Origin of the sequence: Chromobacterium rhizoryzae (assembly GCF_020544465.1) — a bacterium.
Taxonomy (GTDB): domain Bacteria; phylum Pseudomonadota; class Gammaproteobacteria; order Burkholderiales; family Chromobacteriaceae; genus Chromobacterium.
In genome coordinates this window covers 2,303,697-2,322,435 of record NZ_CP066126.1, presented here as the reverse complement: position 1 = coordinate 2,322,435, position 18,739 = coordinate 2,303,697, and the positions used below count along the sequence as shown (strand labels likewise).

The 18,739-nt window shown below is 63.3% G+C and carries 20 protein-coding genes and 1 tRNA gene; 7 read left to right on the top strand and 14 right to left on the bottom strand.

Annotated elements, in window-relative coordinates; translation table 11 throughout:
- The first annotated feature begins 21 nt into the window (after nt 1-21).
- From JC616_RS10570 to JC616_RS10555, 4 genes are all read left to right on the top strand, one after another.
- Nucleotides 22-690, top strand: a complete 669-nt coding sequence (locus tag JC616_RS10570; RefSeq protein ID WP_019103053.1) for a response regulator transcription factor — start codon at nt 22-24, stop codon at nt 688-690.
- 9 nt (nt 691-699) lie between these two features.
- Nucleotides 700-1,575, top strand: a complete 876-nt coding sequence (locus JC616_RS10565; protein WP_107799251.1) for an NAD kinase — start codon at nt 700-702, stop codon at nt 1,573-1,575.
- Nucleotides 1,576-1,594: 19 nt separating this feature from the next.
- On the top strand, nt 1,595-3,265 hold the full coding sequence (recN, locus tag JC616_RS10560; RefSeq protein WP_227108152.1) for a DNA repair protein RecN: 1,671 nt from the start codon (nt 1,595-1,597) through the stop codon (nt 3,263-3,265).
- A 46-nt stretch (nt 3,266-3,311) separates the two neighbouring features.
- A tRNA-Ser gene (locus tag JC616_RS10555) sits at nt 3,312-3,401 on the top strand.
- Between the two features lie 269 nt (nt 3,402-3,670).
- Here the strand turns inward: JC616_RS10555 and JC616_RS10550 are convergent.
- The 4 genes from JC616_RS10550 to JC616_RS10535 all read right to left on the bottom strand — a co-directional run bounded on the left by JC616_RS10550 (nt 3,671) and on the right by JC616_RS10535 (nt 6,160).
- Complete coding sequence (locus JC616_RS10550; RefSeq protein WP_227108150.1) at nt 3,671-3,976, bottom strand: hypothetical protein; 306 nt, start codon at nt 3,974-3,976, stop codon at nt 3,671-3,673.
- 81 nt (nt 3,977-4,057) lie between these two features.
- Nucleotides 4,058-4,648 carry a porin family protein gene (locus tag JC616_RS10545; protein ID WP_227108149.1) on the bottom strand — a complete coding sequence of 197 codons (591 nt, stop codon included), beginning with the start codon at nt 4,646-4,648 and terminating at the stop codon, nt 4,058-4,060.
- Between the two features lie 290 nt (nt 4,649-4,938).
- On the bottom strand, nt 4,939-5,250 hold the full coding sequence (locus tag JC616_RS10540) for a hypothetical protein (protein WP_227108148.1): 312 nt from the start codon (nt 5,248-5,250) through the stop codon (nt 4,939-4,941).
- 655 nt (nt 5,251-5,905) lie between these two features.
- Nucleotides 5,906-6,160 (bottom strand): hypothetical protein, encoded by a 255-nt coding sequence (locus tag JC616_RS10535; protein WP_227108147.1) that lies wholly within the window; start codon nt 6,158-6,160, stop codon nt 5,906-5,908.
- A 325-nt stretch (nt 6,161-6,485) separates the two neighbouring features.
- Here JC616_RS10535 and JC616_RS10530 point away from each other — a divergent pair, with 325 nt between their 5' ends.
- Nucleotides 6,486-6,926 carry an SRPBCC family protein gene (locus JC616_RS10530; protein ID WP_227108146.1) on the top strand — a complete coding sequence of 147 codons (441 nt, stop codon included), beginning with the start codon at nt 6,486-6,488 and terminating at the stop codon, nt 6,924-6,926.
- On the opposite strand, the gene JC616_RS10525 is transcribed toward JC616_RS10530, so the two are convergent.
- The 4 genes from JC616_RS10525 to JC616_RS10510 all read right to left on the bottom strand — a co-directional run bounded on the left by JC616_RS10525 (nt 6,895) and on the right by JC616_RS10510 (nt 12,310).
- A complete protein-coding gene (locus JC616_RS10525; RefSeq protein ID WP_107799275.1) occupies nt 6,895-8,604 on the bottom strand; it encodes a cation:proton antiporter domain-containing protein in 1,710 nt (569 codons plus the stop codon). The genes JC616_RS10530 and JC616_RS10525 overlap by 32 nt on opposite strands.
- A 149-nt stretch (nt 8,605-8,753) precedes the next feature.
- Nucleotides 8,754-9,713, bottom strand: coding sequence for a GGDEF domain-containing protein (locus JC616_RS10520; protein WP_107799276.1), 960 nt, complete (start codon nt 9,711-9,713; stop codon nt 8,754-8,756).
- Nucleotides 9,714-9,815: 102 nt separating this feature from the next.
- Nucleotides 9,816-10,937: a DmpA family aminopeptidase gene (locus tag JC616_RS10515; protein WP_227108145.1), complete on the bottom strand. Its 1,122-nt coding sequence runs from the start codon at nt 10,935-10,937 to the stop codon at nt 9,816-9,818.
- Nucleotides 10,938-10,939: 2 nt separating this feature from the next.
- Nucleotides 10,940-12,310, bottom strand: coding sequence for an APC family permease (locus JC616_RS10510; protein ID WP_107799278.1), 1,371 nt, complete (start codon nt 12,308-12,310; stop codon nt 10,940-10,942).
- Nucleotides 12,311-12,424: 114 nt separating this feature from the next.
- On the opposite strand from JC616_RS10510, the gene JC616_RS10505 reads away from it, so the two are divergent.
- Nucleotides 12,425-13,216 carry a helix-turn-helix transcriptional regulator gene (locus JC616_RS10505; RefSeq protein WP_227108143.1) on the top strand — a complete coding sequence of 264 codons (792 nt, stop codon included), beginning with the start codon at nt 12,425-12,427 and terminating at the stop codon, nt 13,214-13,216.
- A gap of 7 nt (nt 13,217-13,223) precedes the next feature.
- On the opposite strand, the gene JC616_RS10500 is transcribed toward JC616_RS10505, so the two are convergent.
- The 5 genes from JC616_RS10500 to JC616_RS10480 all read right to left on the bottom strand — a co-directional run bounded on the left by JC616_RS10500 (nt 13,224) and on the right by JC616_RS10480 (nt 17,158).
- Nucleotides 13,224-14,000 (bottom strand): transporter substrate-binding domain-containing protein, encoded by a 777-nt coding sequence (locus JC616_RS10500; protein WP_319792929.1) that lies wholly within the window; start codon nt 13,998-14,000, stop codon nt 13,224-13,226.
- A gap of 75 nt (nt 14,001-14,075) precedes the next feature.
- On the bottom strand, nt 14,076-14,753 hold the full coding sequence (locus JC616_RS10495; protein ID WP_107799281.1) for a hypothetical protein: 678 nt from the start codon (nt 14,751-14,753) through the stop codon (nt 14,076-14,078).
- Nucleotides 14,754-14,839: 86 nt separating this feature from the next.
- The gene (locus tag JC616_RS10490; protein WP_227108141.1) at nt 14,840-15,643 is read right to left on the bottom strand and encodes a type 2 periplasmic-binding domain-containing protein; all 804 of its coding nucleotides are present in this window, start codon (nt 15,641-15,643) and stop codon (nt 14,840-14,842) included.
- A gap of 64 nt (nt 15,644-15,707) precedes the next feature.
- A complete protein-coding gene (locus JC616_RS10485; protein WP_107799283.1) occupies nt 15,708-16,229 on the bottom strand; it encodes a cupin domain-containing protein in 522 nt (173 codons plus the stop codon).
- Between the two features lie 176 nt (nt 16,230-16,405).
- A complete protein-coding gene (locus JC616_RS10480) occupies nt 16,406-17,158 on the bottom strand; it encodes a copper homeostasis protein CutC (protein WP_227108140.1) in 753 nt (250 codons plus the stop codon).
- A 97-nt stretch (nt 17,159-17,255) separates the two neighbouring features.
- Between JC616_RS10480 and JC616_RS10475 the strand changes: the two genes are divergently transcribed.
- Nucleotides 17,256-17,744: a MaoC family dehydratase gene (locus tag JC616_RS10475; RefSeq protein WP_227108138.1), complete on the top strand. Its 489-nt coding sequence runs from the start codon at nt 17,256-17,258 to the stop codon at nt 17,742-17,744.
- Between the two features lie 15 nt (nt 17,745-17,759).
- Here JC616_RS10475 and JC616_RS10470 read toward each other — a convergent pair whose 3' ends face one another.
- On the bottom strand, nt 17,760-18,710 hold the full coding sequence (locus tag JC616_RS10470) for a GMP reductase (RefSeq protein ID WP_227108136.1): 951 nt from the start codon (nt 18,708-18,710) through the stop codon (nt 17,760-17,762).
- Between the last annotated feature and the right edge of the window lie 29 nt (nt 18,711-18,739).

Sequence of the window (18,739 nt, the reverse complement as noted above, 5' to 3'; positions counted from 1 at the left end):
CCGGCAGGAGTCAAAAACACAATGCAAAACACCACGCCAACCGTCTACATCGTCGACGACGACCCAGCCGTGCTGGACTCGCTGGCCATGCTGATCGCCGCGCAAGGCATGCGCACCGTCACCTTTCCCAACGCGATGGAGTTTCTCGCCCACTACGGCGGCAACGACATCGCCTGCCTGGTGCTGGACATCCGCATGCCGCAAATCACCGGCCTGGCGCTGCAAGAACAGCTGATCGACAAAAACGTGACCCTGCCCATCGTCTTCATCACCGGCCACGGCGACATCGAACAATGCCGCCGCGCCTTCCAGACCGGCGCCATCGACTTTCTGACCAAGCCCATAGACCAGGCGCGGCTGATAGAAAGCCTGCGCAAAGGCATACGGCTGAGCATTCTGCAACACCGCAAGGAAGAGGAAACCCAGGAAGTGATGGGCCTGCTCGCCCGCATCAGCGGCCGCGAGCGCGAAGTGCTGGAACTGGTGGCGGACGGCATGTCCAGCAAGGAAATCGCCCGGGTGCTGGACCTGTCCCCGCGCACCATAGAAGTACATAGGGCCAACCTGTTCAACAAACTCGGTGTAGACTCTCTGGCGGACCTGGTGCGCTTCTACCTGAAAGCGCTGGAAGCCACCGGCAAGAAACCCAACGACGACAGTTTTTTGAACGATACGCCCACCCCTTACTGAAACAACGCCATGGAACGACTGTTCAAACACGTCTGCCTGGTGGCGCGGCACAGCAAGCCCGCCATCGTTGAATCCCTGCGCCAGCTGGCCGACCACCTGTCCGCCTCCGGCGCCACCGTGCTGATCGACAAGGACAGCGCCACCCAGCAGGAAGCCGGCCCGCACGCGCTGATAGACCGCAACGACATGGGCAAGCTGGCCGACATCGTCATTGTGCTGGGCGGCGACGGCACCATGCTGTCCATCGCCCGGCTGCTGGCCCCCTACCGCGTGCCGCTGATCGGCATCAACCAGGGCCGGCTGGGCTTCATGACCGACATCCCGCTGCACGAGATGCTGGACTCCGTGGACGCCATCCTGCGCGGCGATTTCGTGCCGGAAGACCGCATCCTGCTGCAGGCCGCGGTGATACGCGAAGACGCCGAAGTGGCCAACGCGCTGGCCTTCAACGACGTGGTGTTCAGCCGCGGCGCCATGGGCTCGATGATAGAGTTCGAAGTCTTCATCGATAACCAGTTCGTCTACAGCCAGCGTTCGGACGGCCTGATCGTCTCCACCCCCACCGGCTCCACCGCCTACTCGCTGGCCTCCGGCGGCCCCATCCTGCACCCCACGCTGCAGGCCATCGCCCTGGTGCCCATCTGCCCGCAATCGCTGAGCAACCGCCCGATCGCGGTCAACGACTCCTGCGAAGTGGAATTCATGCTCACCCGCGGCCTGGACGCGCGCGTGCACTTCGACGGCCAATCCCATTGCGACCTGATGGAAATGGACCGCGTGCTGATCCGCCGCTACCGCAACCCGCTGCGCATCCTGCACCCGGTGGGTTACAACTACTACGACATGCTGCGCCACAAGCTCCACTGGGGCGAGCGCCTGCTCTGACACCTGACGCGAACACCCCATGCTCCTATCGCTGACCGTTAAAGACTTCGTCATCGTCGACAGCATCTCGCTGGACTTCCAAGCCGGCTTCACCGTGCTCACCGGCGAAACCGGCGCCGGCAAATCCATTCTGCTGGACGCCCTGAGCCTGCTGCTGGGCGACCGCGCCGAAGGCGCGCAAGTGCGCGAAGGCGCGGAGCGCGCCGAGATCACCGCCGAATTCGACACCCGCGGCCGCCCTGAAATCGACGCCTGGCTGGACGAAAACGGCCTCAACGGCGACGACGACGTGCTCCTGCTGCGCCGGCTGCTGGACAAATCCGGCCGCTCGCGCAGCTTCGTCAACGGCCAGGCCGCCACCCTCAGCCAGCTCAAGCAGCTGGGCGAATTCCTGGTCGACATCCACGGCCAGCACGCCCACCAATCGCTGATGAAGGCGGACGCCCAGCGCCAGCTGCTGGACGCCTACGCCGGCTCCGTCGCGCTGGCCCGCGACGTGAACAAGGCCTGGCAAGACTGGCAGACCGCCCGCCGCGCCCGCGCCGACGCCGAACGGCTGTCGCGCGAATCCGAAGTCGAGCGCGAACGGCTGAACTGGCAGATCAACGAACTGAGCGAGCTCAAGCTGCAGCCGGACGAATGGAGCGCGCTGAACCAGAGCCACTCCCGGCTGGCCAACGCCGCCGAACTGGCGCAAAGCGCCCAGCTGGCGGTGGACACACTGTCCGAGATGGACAATAGCTGCCTGACCATGCTGTCCCAGGTGCAAACCCGGCTCAGCAAGCTGGCCAATCTGGACCCGCGGCTGGCGGACACCCTGTCGCTGCTCGACTCCGTGGACGCTGAGTTGCGCGAAGTGGTCTACAGCCTGCGCGACTACGCCAGCGACATCGACGAAAACCCCGGCCAGCTGGCCGAAGTGGAAGGCCGGCTGGAAGCGCTGATGAGCACCGCGCGCAAATACCGGGCGCAGCCGCAAGACCTGCAGGAAAAACTGGACGACTGGCAGCAACAGCTGCAAGCGCTGGAAGCCTCCGCCGACATCGAAGCGCTGGCGCTGGCCGAAGCCTCCACGCTGGCGCGCTACCGCGCGCAGGCCGAGGCCCTGTCCGGCAAGCGCCGCCAGGCCGCCAGCGAGCTGTCCGCCCGCATCGGCGCGGAAATGCAGCACCTGGCGATGAGCGGCGCGCGCTTCGCCATCGAACTGGCCGCCCTGTCCGAACCCGGCGCCCACGGCCTGGAGTCCATCGAATACCTGGTGGCCGCCAACGCCGGCACCAGCCTGCGCCCGCTGGCCAAAGTGGCCTCCGGCGGCGAACTGTCCCGCATCAGCCTGGCCATGCAAGTGGTGATCAGCCAAGTGGCCAGCGTGCCCACGCTGATCTTCGACGAAGTGGACGTCGGCATCGGCGGCCGCGTCGCCGAAGTCATCGGCCACATGCTGCGCCAGCTGGGCCAGCGCTACCAAGTGCTGTGCATCACCCACCTGCCCCAAGTGGCCTCCTGCGGCAGCCATCACTGGCAAGTCAGCAAGAGCGAGCACAAGGGCCGGGTCAAGAGCCGCATCGAGCCGCTGAACAGCGAACAACGGGTGCTGGAAATCGCCCGCATGCTGGGCGGCGTGGAGCTGACCCAGACCACGCGCGAGCACGCGGCGGAAATGCTGGCGTCAAATGCGCCGGCCCTCTAGGCAAAGCGGCTAAGACCCGCTAAAATTGCGCCCTCTTACCGAATCGGGAAGCGTGGCAGAGTGGTTTAATGCAACGGTCTTGAAAACCGTCGTGGGTGCGAGCCCACCGTGAGTTCGAATCTCACCGCTTCCGCCAAAATAAATAGCCCAAGCCTATGCTTGGGCTATTGCCGTTTCGGGGCCTTTACCGCGTGGACTTTAACTTTCCAGCCCACTCCCAGCGGGCAAAATCTTGCCCTCTTCCGCAATGCCCTCCTTGCTGCTGAACACCAAAGCGCCCTGTCACGGCACTTTGATGATGGCCCTGCTTCAAAGGCTCCACTTCTTCAGCTGTCCAAAATAAATAAAGCCCAGTTATGACCGGGCTCTATGCGGCGAGGGACCAAATGCATCCTTGACAGAAGGCTAATTTTCCAGCTCCATGGAATAGTCACTATTTCTTACTTTTGCCTTGTTATCATTTTCTATTTTTTTATTCGCAAAACTCCACATTTCTTTTAGGCTTTCCTTAAAGAAATAACCATCCTCCTTAGAATCGTATTTACAATTTCTAATTTTACTGTTTCGCCACAACCAGATTTCACTACTGCCCATATCAGAAAAAGCAGTCAATGTCTGAGCCACCGAGTTGGCAACCCCAACACATACCCCATATCTTTTGGATGTGGCCGCATCCATTTCCTTCGCACCAGCCACTATCGAAAATGACATGAGAACACTTCCTAAAAGCAAAAACCGCATATCCATCCTTATACAATATCAAGAAGCCCTCCAAATGGAGGGCCAACCAAATTAGAACTGGTAGCTTACACCAAGCTTGAATAGATTGGTGCCCGATGTCACATCCTTACTACCCTCACTCATGGAGTTCATCGCACTCTTGACATACTCGTACTCACCACGCAGGGCAAAGTTTTTTGTGATCGCATAGCTAGCACCAATGCCAATACCAGGCAGTACTTTGCGTTTACTTATGCTGTCACTTACTCCGCCGGCTTCTCCTTTGATTGAGGTGTGCACGTTATTGAGGCTGACTTTGCCAAAAAGTTCAACATCTTCTGACACTGGCAGAATCCCGACCAGAGCCAGCCTCTCAGCATGCATCGGTACCGAATAGTTTGTTTTCCCGTCTTCGTCGACAGCAGAGTATTGCATCTTGCCGAAGTTGAGATATGACACTTCCGTCGCAAAGTAGGAGCCGAAGCGGTAGCCGGCTCCGACCTCCCAGATACCTCCTGCGCTTTTATTGTCAGTGATTCCTTCTTGGCTCTTTACCTTCTCCGTGTTATAGCCCAAATTACCAAAAACATACGCGCCACTCTCAGCCGCATGAGCGGTAACTGCGGACAGTCCCAGAATGGAAGCAATGATAAGTTTTTTCATTTTCAATCTATTGGTTGGTGGTTGGGCATTTATTTTCATCAAATTATTTCAAACGTTTGTATTACTTCTGTCAACTGACTAGCCAAGTTCCGTAACAGGGTGTAAATATTAGTTTACAAAACCCACTTAACATAATTTAATAGCATAAAATCACAATGGAAACACCCAATAAACCCATGAAAAATAGAGCAATTAATCAACAACCCTCTAAGCGAAGAGCCTGTTAACGAAAAACAGCTCCACGAGCCAAAGCTCGCGAAGCTGTTGTTTAAGATTAAGAACTGAAAAGATTACAAATTACTGCATTGTCCTGTCACGCCGCTGCGCCAAGATTTGCCACCTGCATTTTTGCAGTTATGCGCATGTTGGTGGTTGCCAATGACTTTCCCCGTGCAGTTCTTTGCAGAGAAGCACTGCCCCGGCTTTCTTGGCTGGATTTGATCGACTAGAGCATTTAATGTTGCAGGCGGTTTGCCGGCTTGTTGCATGGCGGATGCGGCCTCCTTGGCGTTCGCCGATTCAGCGGGTGATGCGCTAACGAAGGAAGACGCCAGCATAAGAACGGCGGCAAAAGGAATAGTCAGAATATTTACAGTCTTCATAATCAAACTCCTTTAAATGTGCTAGAAAGATGCAGAAAATTCACAAACCCCTATATTGACAATAAAATTAAGGCAATAGGAATACCTTAAGGCGCTTGCCTCGATACTCACACAAGCCTTGATTAAGGCAGTCAAAACACAACTAGTATTAACAATCAAGCCAATACCAATGCGGCCGCACACTTTAGGGACTGACTGGCATGTCTTCCGTTCTCAATTTTTGTTAGTTATTATTCACATTCTTTCAGCACGGTTTGTGCTTGCTGATCTTACTAATTAGAAAAATGCATAAAATAATATTCAGTCCATTTAGAGCAGCTCACTACACCTCGCAGAGAACCTGGGCTAAGGCGCGCCAACGCAGGCAGTACCAGTCGTACGACAAGGAGGTGCAAGGCAGGATCAGGGGTTTTGTTAGCGGGTCTTCGCTGCCTGCCTGAATTAATTAGCCCACATTCAAACCACATAAGTCACAGCGGATAGTGAAAATTGGCGGATTATGCCGGCCAATGAAATTACACAAAAAACAATCTGACTTGAAACTGTCTTGAGTGCGAGTCCACCGTCAGTCCAAGTCTCAGCGCTTTCGCCCATATCAAAAGCCCGGACGCATCGTCCGGGCTTTTCTCATTCCCGCCCTCTCACCGGCGGCAATCTATTTGACGGTTTCTGTCTGCGCCGCCGCCAGCAGCAGGCGCAGCCGCTCATACGCGCACTCCACGCCATACCGCGCCTCCAGCAGGCTCCACAAAACCTCCGGGGACAGTTCTACGATGAACGGCGTTTGACGCGGCGGTTGACGGGACATCTCCCGGCGCAGCGCCTCGGGCAATTGTTTGAAATGGGATTGGGCGGCACGAATATGCCTGAGGGCGCGACGCGCCTCGCGGAGGGTGTCGATCTTGGCCATGGCGGCCTCCTAGTAGCATTTTTGATTTCGCCCCTTTTGAGAGGGCGGCCGGGTGCTCAAAACCGCTACTAGTCGGCGGGCGTATTCCCCTTGCGGGTATTGTATTAGCCGCACACCCGGCCATGGACGCGCATTGTCCCACAAGTGGGAGTTTGCCAAAACCATGGACGCAAAAAAACCGCGAATCTTACGGGTGCGGTAGCCGCTAGTAGTATAGGTGTTTTGAGCACCGGGAATGACCATAGCCCGTTGGCGCGAAGCATGTCAACGGCACATGGTCCGCCGTCGTCTACACTCAAGTAGCATCGCCGTATTGGAGAACCCCATGCCCGCGCCGCCGCGCCATCTCAGCGTCAGTATTGCCTGCCCTTTCGCCCGCGCCTACGCCTTGCTGGCGCCGCCGGAAAACTTCCCGCGCTGGGCGTCCGGCCTGGCCGGGGCCTTGCGCCGCGACGGCGACGGCTGGCTGGCGGACACGCCGCAGGGCGTGATGCCCTTGCGCTTTTCGCCGGCCAACGACTACGGCGTGCTGGATCACTGGGTGTCGCCGCCCGGTCAGGCGGAGGTCTACGTTCCCTTGCGCCTGCTGGCGCGCGACGAGGGTTGCGAGCTGCTGTTGACCCTGTTTCGCCAAGCAGGCGTCGACGACGCGCAATTCGAGGCCGACGCCGACTGGGTGGCGCGCGATCTGGCCGCGGCCAAAGCCTGGCTGGAGCGGGATGAATCCGCAGGGCTCAGTGCGCCGCCCGCGGCGACTCCGCGGTGAAGCAGTGCAGCACATGGCGGCCGATGCTGCCGGCCAGCTCCTCGTCCGCCAGGAACACCGCGCCCAGCCCTTCTCCGCGCAATAGTTCGGCTTCCTCCCCGTTGCGCGCGCGCAGCGCGATGCGCAGCTCCGGGTTCAAGGTGCGCGCCACCTCCACCATCTGTCGCAGATTGAGCGCGTCCGCCGTGGTCACCGCCAACACCGAGGCGTTGACGATATGCGCCTGGATCAACACGGCCGCCTCGGCGGCGTCGCCGGTCACCGCCGCCCGGCCCTGATTGCGCAGCGTTTCCACCAGCTCGCGATTATGGTCCACCACCACAAAGGGCACCCGGTTGCGCTCCAGCTCCGCCGCCACGCCGCGGCCGATGCGGCCGTAGCCCACCAGCACCACCTGGCCTTCCAGATATTTGCGTTCGGTGCTCATCGGCAGCTCGGCGTAGGGGTCCGCTCGGCGCTCCAGGCTGCGCGCCCATTCCGAGCGCGCCAGCAACCAGCCGCGCAAGGGCTCCAGCAAGGCGAACAACAGTGGGTTGAGGCCAATGGAGATCAGGGCGCTGGCCAGCACCAGGCTCATGCCCTGCGCCGACAGCAGGCCCAAGGACACGCCCAGCCCGGCCAGGATGAAGGAGAATTCCCCGATCTGCGCCAGGCTGGCGGCAATGGTCAGCGCCGTGCTCAGGGGATAGCGGTACAGAATGACCAGGGCCAGCGCCGCCAGGGTTTTGCCCAGCATGATGACGGCCACCGCGCTCAGCACCATCAGCGGCTGTTCCAGCAGAATCGCCGGATCGAACAGCATGCCCACGGACACGAAGAACAATACGGAGAAGGCGTCGCGCAGCGGCAGCGATTCGCGGGCGGCGCGGTGGCTGAATTCGGACTCCCGCATCATCATGCCGGCGAAGAAAGCGCCCAGCGCAAAGGAGACGTTGAACAGATGGGCGGCGCCGAAGGCGATGCCGATGGCCGCCGCCGTCACGGCCAGCGTGAACAGCTCGCGCGATCCGGTCTTGGCCACCCGCCACAGCAGCCACGGCAAGGCGCGCCGGCCGGCGATCAGCATCAGGGCGATGAAGGCGGCCACCTGCAGCAAGGTCAGCATGATGGTCTGCCACAGCGGCGCGGCGTTGGCGGCGGCGGGCGCGCCGCTCAACAACGCCGCCATCGGCGGCATCAGCACCAGCACCAGCACGCAGGCCAGGTCCTCCACCACCAGCCAGCCCACGGCGATGCGGCCGTTGATGGTATCCAGGATGCCGCGCACTTCCAGTGCCTTGAGCAGCACCACGGTGCTGGCGCAGGACAGCGACAGGCCGAAGATCAGGCCGCTGGACCAGCTCCAGCCCCAGCACCAGGCGATGAACAGCGCCAGCCCGGTGGCGGCGCTCATTTGCACGATGGCGCCCGGCACGGCGATGCGCCGGACCGACAGCAGGTCCTTCATCGAAAAGTGCAAGCCGACGCCGAACATCAGCAGCATCACGCCGATTTCGGACAGCTGCGCAGCGATCTTCATATCGGCGACGAAGCCCGGCGTGGCCGGGCCGATGACGATGCCGGCCAGCAGATAGCCGACCAGGGCCGGGATGCGCATCCGCTCGCAGAGCAGGCCCAGAATCAGGGACAGGCCGAGGCCCGCCGCAATGGTGGAAATCAAGGACACATCATGGACCATGGCGGCCGCCTCCCTAGTGTGGATTTTTTATTTAGGCGCACAGGATGCTGCGCAGTTTGTTTTCAGACTAGAGGGGCATGAAAAGTGAAAGTTCCGCTGTAAAAATCACGTGGACAAGCGGGCGCGCCGGTCCGGGAAGCCGCCCGCGGCTAGCGTTTGGCGGCCTTGATCGAATACATCAGCTCGTCGCCCTCCGCCAGCAGCGCCTCGATGGAGAAGTGGCGTTCCGCGTCCAGCTCCACGATGCCGTCGGAAAACGCCAGCCGATAAGGCTGGCCGGCGCCGGCGTTGTAAGCCTCCAGGTGACGCGCGAATTTGGCCATCGCCGCCTGCGCCCGCTCATGCTCGACATCGGACAGCAAGACCACGAACTCGTCCCCGCCCAGCCGCGCCAGCAGGTCCGCGGAGCGGAAGGAGGCGCGCATCTGTTCGGCGAAAGCCGCCAGCGCATGGTCCCCGGCGGCGTGGCCGAAGCTGTCGTTGATCGCCTTGAACTTGTCCAGGTCCATGAAGGCCAGGCTGACCGGCAGGTTTTGCCGCGCGCAGAAATTGAGGCTGTACTGCGCCAGCAGCCGGAAGCCGCGCCGGTTGGAGAGACCGGTCAGCTCATCGGTGGTGGCGGCCTGGAAGGCGATCAGCTCCGCCTCCACCATGCGCGCGAGATCGTGCAGCGCCTGCGCGTCGTCGTGATCGAACTCGCGCGGCTGGACATCGATCACGCACAGGGTGCCCACCTTGGCGCCGTTGGCCGCGTGCAGCGGGCAGCCGGCGTAGAAGCGAATATACGGCGCGTCCGTCACCAGCGGGTTGTCGGCGAAGCGCTCGTCCGCCAGCGCGTCCGGGATGTAGAAGATGTCGTCGCCCAGTATGGCGTGGCCGCAAAAAGAAATATCGCGTCCGGTTTCCGCCGCCGACAGCCCGACGCAGGACTTGAACCACTGACGGTTCTCGTCCACCAGACTGACCAGGGCGATGGGCACCCGAAACAAACGCTTGGCCATGCGGGTCAGGCGGTCGAAACGTTCCTCCGCCGCCGTGTCCAGCACGCCCAGCGCGCGCAGGGTCGCCAAGCGCTGCGGTTCGTCGGCCGGGCTGTCCGGTGTCTTCATCTCCGCCTCCTGCTGTGTGTCCGCCGCCGATGCGGCCCCATGCCATGATAATAGCATTTCATGACGCAAACAAAACACCGGGGCCGCGCGCCGACGCGCCGGTCAGCGCGGACGCCAGCCGCTTTCCCGCAAAGCGGCCAGCAAGCGCTCGGCCTTGAGGCCATGCGCCGCGTGGCCGTGGTGGCCGCTCAGATCGCCCGCCGCCAGCAAGGCGTTGACGATGGCTTCTTCCACCGCTTCCGCCGCCGCCTCGAACAAGGGCGAGAGATGGTCCGCGTTCACCATTTCCACCGCGCAGGTCAAAGCGCCCTTGCCGGCGTAATCGGTCATCGGCAGGCCTTGGTTGCCGGTGGCGAAGGCCACGAAGATGTCGCCGCTGGAATCCTCGGTGCCGCCGCCGGTGCGGGCGATGCCGATGCCGGCGCGCTGCGCCAGCCGCCGGCATTGATCCGGCAGCAAGGGCGCGTCGGTGGCCAGCACCGCCACGATGGAGCCCATGCCCGGCTGCGGCAGCCGTCCGGCGTCAAACGGCGAGGGAATCTCCGCGCAGCTCAGATGGCGGCCCACCGGGTAGCCCTCCACCAGCAAGGAGCCGCGCTTGCCGTGATTGGCCTGCACTAGCGCCCCCACCGTCCAGCCGCCCGCCTCCGCCGGCAGCCGTCGCGAAGCGGTGCCGATGCCGCCCTTGAACTCATGGCAGATCATGCCGCTGCCGCCGCCCACGCTGCCCTCGGCCGGCAGGCCGCCGCTGGCCGCCGCTTGCGCGGCGCGCGCGTGTTCCGCCTTCACGTGAAAGCCGTTGATGTCGTTGAGCAGGCCGTCGAAGGTTTCCAGCACCACCGGCATGGTCCAATACAGCTGCGGCTCGCCGGCCACCGCCTCGCGCTCGCCGGCGATCAAGGCGTCCCGCACCACGCCCACGCTATGGGTATTGGTCAGCGCGATCGGCGTGCTCAGCACGCCGGCCTCGCGCAGCCACTCCAGGCCGCTGGCGTCGCCGTTGCCGTTCAACACATGCACGCCGGCAAAGCACGGCATGCGCCGCGCCAGACCCGGCCGCGGTTCGATCACCGTGACCCCGGTGCGCGCGCGGCGGCCTTCGTCGAAGTCCGCCCAGGCGGCGGCGTGCCCCACCCTCACGCCGGGCACGTCCGTAATCGCATTCAGGGGGCCGGGCTCGCCCTGGCCGATGCGAATGCCCAATGCTCTGGCTCGTTTCAACATACTCACCTCTCTTTCTGTTCTTCAACGATCAATACGGCGGCGGGCTGCTTACGGCCCGCCAGCAAAAGCCCGGTCAGCGCAATGCCGCCGATAATCCACCAGTCCCGCGCGGGCGCGTCTCGCAGCACCGCCCATAATAGGGAGAGGCTGCCCGCCGCCGCCAACAAGGGCGGCCACGGCCAGCCGGGCATGCGGTAAGGGTGCGGATGCCGGCCCAGCCGGCTGCGCAGGGCCGCCAGCGCCAGCAATAGATAGTTCAGCATCAGGATGATCACGGTGAAGGACGCCAGATCGCCCAGGCTGGAATGAAAGGTCAGCAAGGCGGACGGGACGGCCAGCGCCAGCGTGGCCACCCAAGGCGTGCCGAAGCGCGGATGGATGCGTTGCAGCGCCCGGCTCGCCGGCGCCGGCCACAAGCCGTCCCGGCCGCTGGAGTACAAGAAGCGGCCGCTTTGCACCACGATGGCGATGATGGCGTTGAACACCGACAGAAAGATGCCGCCGCTGATCACCCGCGCCAGCCCCGGGCTGCTCAAATGACTGAGCACGTAGTTGATCGGATCGGCCTGCCGGCTCATTTCCGCCAGCGAGGGCGCGCCCAGGATCAGGGCGGTCACCGGTATCAGTTCCACCAGCACCACGATGGACAGCGCCGCCAGCACCGCCTTCGCCACCGGCCGGCCGCTTTCGCGCATGTCCTCGGCAAAGTACACCGCCCCGCCGAAGCCGTTGTAGGCGAACACCGCCGTCCCCACCATGGCGATGATCGCCGCGGCGGGCACCGCGGCGAGGCCGCCGTCCGCCGCCGCCTTCACCGGCTGCCACAGCACCGTCGCCGGCTGCTGCGCTTCGCTGAAGCCCAGCCAGGCGATCAAGGCCAGCGCGGCCAGCTCCAGCAGCAGGAAGGAGCCGGTCAGCCAGGCGTTCAGCTTGATGTCCAGCACCGCGATGCCGAAACACAGCACGATCATGGTCAGCGCCACTTCGGCGCCGTCCAGCCGGGTGCCCAGCGCGGAGTTCAGATAGGGCGCGGCCCCGGTGGCCAGCACCGCCGGGATGAACAGCAGCAGGCATAGAATCAGCAGATACATTTGCAGGCTGAGCGCGCGGCCGAACACCCGCTCGATGATCACGTACTCGCCGCCGGCGTTGGGGTGGGCCGCGCCCAGCTCGGCGTAGCACAGCGCGAACGCGACGGCCAGCGCCGCCGCCAGCGCGAAGGCCAGAAAGGCCCCGCTGCCGGCGCCTTGCAGCGCAAACGGCGCGATCACGAAAATGGAACTGGCCGGCGTCACGCCGGACACGGTTATCAACACGACGTCCGTCACGCTCAATGAACGGCGCAATCCGGGGCGGCTTGCGGCTTGGCTCATAGTGTTCTCCTCTTGTCGCTATGGTCTTGTAGTCAGACTTGCGGGAGACAGTGTATTTTGACGCGGGAGGGCGCCCAATCACCGTGATGGGTTACCCCGAGCGGGGATTGCAGGATGGAAGCTTTGTTGAAGGAACTGCCGCTGCACCATCATCTGGCGCAGCTGATGGCGCACATCGGTCTGCCCGGGTTTTGGCGTCAGCTGGTCTTGCTGTTGCGCGGCAGCGTGCCGCTGGACAATGCGCTGGCCGCCTGTTTCCACGCGAACGCGCCGCCGCAGATTCTGGAGGAATGCGATTTTCAGCACTTGGCCGCGCCGTCGCCGATGGCGCTTTACTGCCAGGGCCTGTATCTGCTGGACCCCTTCTATCAATACGCGCAGCGGCCTTTTCCCGACGGCCTCCACCACTTGCCCGACATCGCGCCGGACCACTTTCGCCAAAGCGAGTATTTTCAGCGTTATATGAGCGGCGAGGTGGGCGTGGACGAGGTCCAGCTGCTGCTGCGCCTGGCTCCGGACCTGGTGTTGACCTTGTCGCTGGGCAAGGCCAGCGCATTCGAGCCGGCCGACATCGGCAAGCTGCGCGTGATGCAGCCCTGGCTGCTGTCCGCGATGCGGCGTCACTGGCAGCTGAGCTCCGCGCCCACGCCGCCATCGCAGCGCCTGGCCGATCAACTGACGCAGACGCTGAGTCATTTTGGCCACGGCAGGCTGTCCGAGCGCGAGGCCGAGGTGGCGCGGCTGACGCTGTGCGGCCTGTCCAGCAAGGCCATTGCCCAACAGCTGGCCATTTCGCCGGAAACGGTCAAGGTTCACCGCCGCAATCTGTATCTGAAGCTCGGCGTGGCCAGCCACGCCGAGCTGTTCAATTGCTATATCGAGCAACTGCGAGGCAGCGAAGCCTAGGTCAGACTCACTTCCCCAGCCACTTGGCCGACAGGCCGGCGAATTCGCCGTTTTGCAGGCTCTGGCTCAGCCATTGATCCACCCAGGCTTTCCAGCGCCAGTCGTTGGGCAGCAGATAGGCTTTTTGCGAAAAGTCGAACGGCTTCTCCGGGTGCACCGCGCACAGCTCCGGATGCAGCCTCTGCTGATAACGGGTTTCCACCGCGTCGGTCACCATCAGATCGGCCTTGCCGTCTATGATCTGCCGGAAAATGGTGACATTGTCCGGATGCACGGTCAGCGCGGCCGCCGGCAGGCGGGCGCGCGCGAACTTTTCATTGGTGCCGCCCGGATTGACGATCAGCTTGACCCGGGGCTGGTTGATCTGGGCGATGGTCTGAAAACGCTGGACGTTTTCGCAGCGGGTGATCGGCGTCTTGCCGTCGTTCAGATAGGGCTGCGAATACAGCGCCCGCTTCTGCCGCTCCAGATTGATCGACACCCCGCTCATCGCGATGTCGAACTTGCCGGCCTCGTGGTCGCGCATCAGCGTCGGCCAGCTGGTGGCCACCAGCTCCAGCTTGACGCCCAGCGCCCGCGCCAGGCTCTCGGCCATCTCGATGTCCAGGCCGCGATAGGCGCCGCTGGCCGCGTCCCGCTCGCTGAACGGACGGTAATCTCCGGTGGTGCCCACCCGCACGCTGCCGCGTTGCAGGATATCGTCCAGGCGGTCCGCCAGCGCCGGCTGGCCGGCGATCAGGCCGGCCAAGAGCAGGCCGCCCAGTTTCTGTGATTTCTTCATCATGCTTGCTTTCTTCTTCTGTTGTTTGCGCAGCGGACGCTGCCAGCGCCCTGCTCGCAAGACTCGTTCGACGCGGCCTCAATAGGCCAGCGGGAAGGCGAAGACGTCTCGCTGATACGTCTCCACCACCACGCTGAACGGCGCGTTGTCGCTGCCGCGGTAGAGCACGGCGCGGTGTTGCAACACTTCCGGCGCGATATCCAGGCCGCCGGCGGCGACGCCCTGAGCCGCGGGCTTCATTTCCCAGCCCGCCGGCAACGGCGACCACAGCAATTTGACTTCCTCGGTTTGCCGGCGGAAGTTCAGCGCCGCCACCGCGCGGCCAAACGGCACGTCGCTGCCGTCCAGTTGGCGGTTCATCTCCGCGCTCAGCTTGGACGGCAAATACCAGTTGTCGGCCTCGGACAACACATGCTCGCCGCAAGCCAGCCGCACCCGGCGGTAGGCGATGCGCTCGTCCGGCCGCGCCTGCAACTGGGCGCGCACTTCCGGGCTGGCTTCCTTGTGATCCGCCGGATTGCGCAAGGCGCGAATCTGCGCCGGAGACGCCATCCGGTGATCCGCGCACCATTGCTGCAAGGTGCGGGTGGCGCTGCTATTGCTCAGCAAGGTGGCGTTCAAGGTCTGCAGCAGGGCCAGCGCCTTGACGCGGGTGTCTCGGCCGTCCTGCCAACCGGGATAGGACCAGGCCTCCGCCAAGGCCGGACCGGCGGCCAGCCATAGACAGCCGGCGGCCAAAAGCGTTTTCTTATGCATGGGGATTCCTAAGGAAATCAAGGAGCGGAAAATAATAAAGCAAAAGCTTTAACTTTGATAGCAAGCAGTCGCTGAACAATCCATCATCATTTGTGCGCCGCGCCGCCGGCGTCGCGGTGCGCGCCCAGCGCCCGCAGCTGGGCGAGAAAGGCCGGCGACTCGCGTTGCCGCTCCAGTTCCGCCCAGATCCTGCCCGGCAGGCTGGGTTCGCGGTGCGCCAATTGGCGCGACAACATCAGGAAATAGGGCTTTTCTTCCAAGGGCAGCCGGCAGCGCTCTATCGTCTCCGTCAGCTCGGGATGCTCGCGCAGGATCTGCTCCGCGCGCGGCGTCTGCAAGGCCGCTCCGCTCAAGCGCCTCAGGCGCAGCTTTTGCAGAATGGCCAGCGGATCGCGGTTGCTGTCGTCTATCTCCACCTGCTGCTTGCGCAAAAAGAGGCCGATGGAGAAATCGGTCTGCATGCCTATCGGCGCCATGCCGCTGGACAGGCGCGCGCCGTCCCAATCCACCGTGGTGCCCTTGAGCCGATACAAGGAATAACTGGCGCTGTGCAGCCGTTGGCCGGCGTCCGGTCCGCCGTCCGGCAGCATGGGGTACAGCCCCCATTGCGAACGCTCCGGCACGAAGCTGGCGGCGAAAGCGCCGTCCATCTTGCCTTGGCGCAGCATATTGATGCAGCGCCGCCACGGCATCGGATGCAAATACAGCTCCAGCTTCAAGGCGCTCTGCACATGCTTGATCAACTGAATGTCCAGCCCGCCGCCGCGGCCGTCCAGCCAGGGATAGGAAGCCTGATCCTCATAGCAGAACGACAAGGGCTCCGCCGCCGCGCCCAGCGGCCACGCCAGCGCCAACACCGCCGCCGCGCGGCTCAATGCCCGCCTCTTCATTGCCTTATCCATGGAGGAACGATGGTTCCGTTATCGCTCATGCCGCGGCCGCATGCCAAGCCGGCTATTTCCGGACCAGCGTCTGTTCCCGCTCCAGCATGTCGAAGATGCCGGGGCGCGCCGGCTCGCCGTCGTAGTACGGCGCGCTTTCCAGCCGCCCCACCTGCTTCAGATGGCGGACCAGCACCTTGCCGCTGTCCGGATAGACGCAGACCTCGTGCGGGTCGTTGACGCCGATGCCGAGGTAGACCAGGTCCTGATCGAAGGGGTTGGCGATTTGATGCGCGACGCCGGTGCCGGCCGGACAGGAAATGCAGTCGCCGGGCCCGATTTCCTGCAGGCTGTCGCCCAGTCGCAGCACGCCGCGCCCGGACAACACATAGAAAATCTCGTCCTCGCGGGCGTGGGAATGAAAGGGGCAGCCCGCATGCCCCGGCGGCAGACGGGTCAGATTGGCGCCCAGCCGGCCGGGCAAGGCGTCCAGCGCCGGCGTCAGCGGATGATAGCTGCCGCCCCACCCTTCGCCCTCCCGGTAGTCCACGGCTTCCACTTGGTCGATATTGACCACATGCGACGGCTTGCTCATCTTGCGCTCCTTAAAACCGCTGACAAAACCCCTGATCCTGCATTGCGCTTCCTGATCGTACGGCTTGCACTGCTTGCGTCGGCGCGCCTTGGTTCAGATTTTGGTCCGCGGCTCTTGAATGGTCCGCGGCCGGAAATGTCAGCATCATCCTGCAAATGCGTGCCGTCCGACAAGCGTCAATCCAGGCCGCGCAGCAAATCCGTCATGATCCGTATGGTTTCGGCGCAGCTTTCCCGTCTGTCGTACTCGTCCTGACCCGCCGCGCCCATGCTGATCCCGGTCTGGCGGTAGCGCATCGCGCTGGTCACCTTGACCCGGGCCGAGGCGTGGAATTCTCGGCAGCCGGTGGCACGCGCGAGTTCGGCCAGATTGTCCGGCCGCACGCCGCCGCCCGGCATCAGGATCAGCCGCTCGCCTGCCTGGCGGCTCAGCCGGCGGATCAGGGCCGCGCCCGCCAGCGCGTCCGGCGCCTGGCCGGAGCTCAGCAAGCGCCGGCAGCCGCTGGCGATGATCTGCTCCAGCGCCTGCTCGGGATCCCGCGCCATGTCGAAGGCGCGATGGAAGGTGGTCGTCATCGGCCCGGCCAGCTGGACCAGTTCTCGGCTGCGCTCCACGTCCACCTCGCCGTCCGCGGTCAGCAGGCCCAGCACCACGCCGTCCGCCCCCAGTTCGCGGCAGGCCAGCACGTCGCGGCGCATCACGTCGAACTCCTCATCCGAATACAGAAAATCGCCGCCGCGCGGACGCACGATCACATGCAGGCCAATGTCCAGCCTCTGCCTCGCCAGCGCAATCATGCCAGGCGACGGCGTGAGCCCGCCGGTTTCCAGGCTGGCGCACAATTCCACCCGGGCCGCGCCGCCCTGAGCGGCGGCCAGGCAAGACGCCAGCGAGCCGGCGCACACTTCCAACTGTCTATCTTGCGACAAAATATCCCCCTTGCTGGGCTGAACGCACCAGGGATTTTGACCCGTTTCGCCGGCCGCGTTAAGCTGCGCGCTCGAGATGACGCAAACGTAAGTCGATATGCTCTATTTTGAAGATTTGAAAGCCGGACAGCTGTTCCACAGCCCCACCCATGTATTGAGCGAGGACGAGCTGATCGGCTTCGCCCGGCAGTATGATCCGCAATACTTCCACACTGATCCGCAGCGTGCGGCGGACAGCCTGTTCGGCGGCCTGGCCGCCAGCGGCTGGCAGACCAGCAGCCTGAGCATGCGGCTGGTGACCCAGACCGAGCTGGGCAAGATGGCCAACGGCTTGATCGGCATGCAGATCGACAAGATGCGTTGGCCCCAGCCCACCCGCGCCGGCGACGCCTTGCGCGTCACCGTGGAGGTGCTGGACAAGCGCCGCTCCAACAGCCAGCCCGGCTTCGGCGTGGTGAAGGTGCGCTGGACCACCGTCAATCAGCGCGACGAGGTGGCGATGCAGCTGGAGTGCTCGATCTGGGCGCAATGCCGCGCCCAGCCGCAAGCAGAAGAAGCGCCGCACCCGGCGGCGCAGCACGCCTGAGCCGCGCCGCCCGGATCAGCGGCGAACCTGGATCAGTTCCGCCCCGCGCAAGGCCTGCAGGGTGTTGCCGCCGGCGTAGCTGATCGAGGACTGCAGGTCTTCCTGCAGTTCGCGCAGCAGCTTGCCGATGCTGCCCTTGTACTCCACAAGGATCTTCTTGCCTTCCACGTTGACGTAGGCGCCCTTGTTGAACTGAGAGGCGCTGCCGAAGTATTCCTTGTAGTGCTTGCCGTTGATCTCGACGATCTCGCCGGCGGATTCGTCGTAGCCGGCGAACAGCGAGCCCGCCATGACCATGCTGGCGCCGCAGGCCAGCGCCTTGGCGATATCGCCGTGCTCGACGATGCCGCCGTCGGCGATCACCGGCACGGACACCGCGGCCACGCAGTCCTGCACCGTGGAAATCATCGGGCGGTGGAAACCGGTCTTGTTCTTGGTGATGCAGACGCGGCCGCCGGCGATGCCGGCCTTGATCGCGTCGCAGCCCCAGCTTTCCAGATCGCGCGCGGCTTCGCCGGTGGCGATGTTGCCGCCGATCAGAAAGGTCTCGGGGAAGGTCTGCTTGATGTGCTTGATCATGCGCTCCGCCTTCACGCACCAGGCGTTGGCGATGTCCAGCGTCATGTATTCAGGAGTGAGGCCGGCCTGCTTGAGCGCGGCCAGCTGTTCCAGCGTGTCGTCGTTGACGCCAACGCTGATGGAGGCGAACAGGCCCTTGTCCTGCATGGCGCGGGTAAAGGCCACCGCGTCCACATTGAAGCGGTGCATGGTGTAGAACCAGTTCCGAGCGGCGAAAAGCTCGCTGGTTTCGGCGCAGACCACCGACTTCATGTTCGACGCGTAAACCGGCATGTCGAAACGGCGCGGGCCGAATTGCACCGAGGTGTCGCACTCCTTGCGGCTGTCCACCACGGTTTTTTTCGGCACCAGGTAAACGTCGCCGTAATTGAGTTCTGTCTTGATCATGCGTGTGCTCCCAAAGCGGAAAAGAGTCA

What these genes read in the sequence shown, in the direction of transcription:
- JC616_RS10570 (WP_019103053.1), top strand. Translation starts at nt 22, where the DNA reads ATGCAAAACACCACGCCAACCGTCTACATCGTCGACGACGACCCAGCC.
- JC616_RS10565 (WP_107799251.1), top strand. Translation starts at nt 700, where the DNA reads ATGGAACGACTGTTCAAACACGTCTGCCTGGTGGCGCGGCACAGCAAG.
- recN (WP_227108152.1), top strand. Translation starts at nt 1,595, where the DNA reads ATGCTCCTATCGCTGACCGTTAAAGACTTCGTCATCGTCGACAGCATC.
- JC616_RS10550 (WP_227108150.1), bottom strand. Translation starts at nt 3,976, where the DNA reads ATGTCATTTTCGATAGTGGCTGGTGCGAAGGAAATGGATGCGGCCACA.
- JC616_RS10545 (WP_227108149.1), bottom strand. Translation starts at nt 4,648, where the DNA reads ATGAAAAAACTTATCATTGCTTCCATTCTGGGACTGTCCGCAGTTACC.
- JC616_RS10540 (WP_227108148.1), bottom strand. Translation starts at nt 5,250, where the DNA reads ATGAAGACTGTAAATATTCTGACTATTCCTTTTGCCGCCGTTCTTATG.
- JC616_RS10535 (WP_227108147.1), bottom strand. Translation starts at nt 6,160, where the DNA reads ATGGCCAAGATCGACACCCTCCGCGAGGCGCGTCGCGCCCTCAGGCAT.
- JC616_RS10530 (WP_227108146.1), top strand. Translation starts at nt 6,486, where the DNA reads ATGCCCGCGCCGCCGCGCCATCTCAGCGTCAGTATTGCCTGCCCTTTC.
- JC616_RS10525 (WP_107799275.1), bottom strand. Translation starts at nt 8,604, where the DNA reads ATGGTCCATGATGTGTCCTTGATTTCCACCATTGCGGCGGGCCTCGGC.
- JC616_RS10520 (WP_107799276.1), bottom strand. Translation starts at nt 9,713, where the DNA reads ATGAAGACACCGGACAGCCCGGCCGACGAACCGCAGCGCTTGGCGACC.
- JC616_RS10515 (WP_227108145.1), bottom strand. Translation starts at nt 10,937, where the DNA reads ATGTTGAAACGAGCCAGAGCATTGGGCATTCGCATCGGCCAGGGCGAG.
- JC616_RS10510 (WP_107799278.1), bottom strand. Translation starts at nt 12,310, where the DNA reads ATGAGCCAAGCCGCAAGCCGCCCCGGATTGCGCCGTTCATTGAGCGTG.
- JC616_RS10505 (WP_227108143.1), top strand. Translation starts at nt 12,425, where the DNA reads ATGGAAGCTTTGTTGAAGGAACTGCCGCTGCACCATCATCTGGCGCAG.
- JC616_RS10500 (WP_319792929.1), bottom strand. Translation starts at nt 14,000, where the DNA reads ATGATGAAGAAATCACAGAAACTGGGCGGCCTGCTCTTGGCCGGCCTG.
- JC616_RS10495 (WP_107799281.1), bottom strand. Translation starts at nt 14,753, where the DNA reads ATGCATAAGAAAACGCTTTTGGCCGCCGGCTGTCTATGGCTGGCCGCC.
- JC616_RS10490 (WP_227108141.1), bottom strand. Translation starts at nt 15,643, where the DNA reads ATGAAGAGGCGGGCATTGAGCCGCGCGGCGGCGGTGTTGGCGCTGGCG.
- JC616_RS10485 (WP_107799283.1), bottom strand. Translation starts at nt 16,229, where the DNA reads ATGAGCAAGCCGTCGCATGTGGTCAATATCGACCAAGTGGAAGCCGTG.
- JC616_RS10475 (WP_227108138.1), top strand. Translation starts at nt 17,256, where the DNA reads ATGCTCTATTTTGAAGATTTGAAAGCCGGACAGCTGTTCCACAGCCCC.
- JC616_RS10470 (WP_227108136.1), bottom strand. Translation starts at nt 18,710, where the DNA reads ATGATCAAGACAGAACTCAATTACGGCGACGTTTACCTGGTGCCGAAA.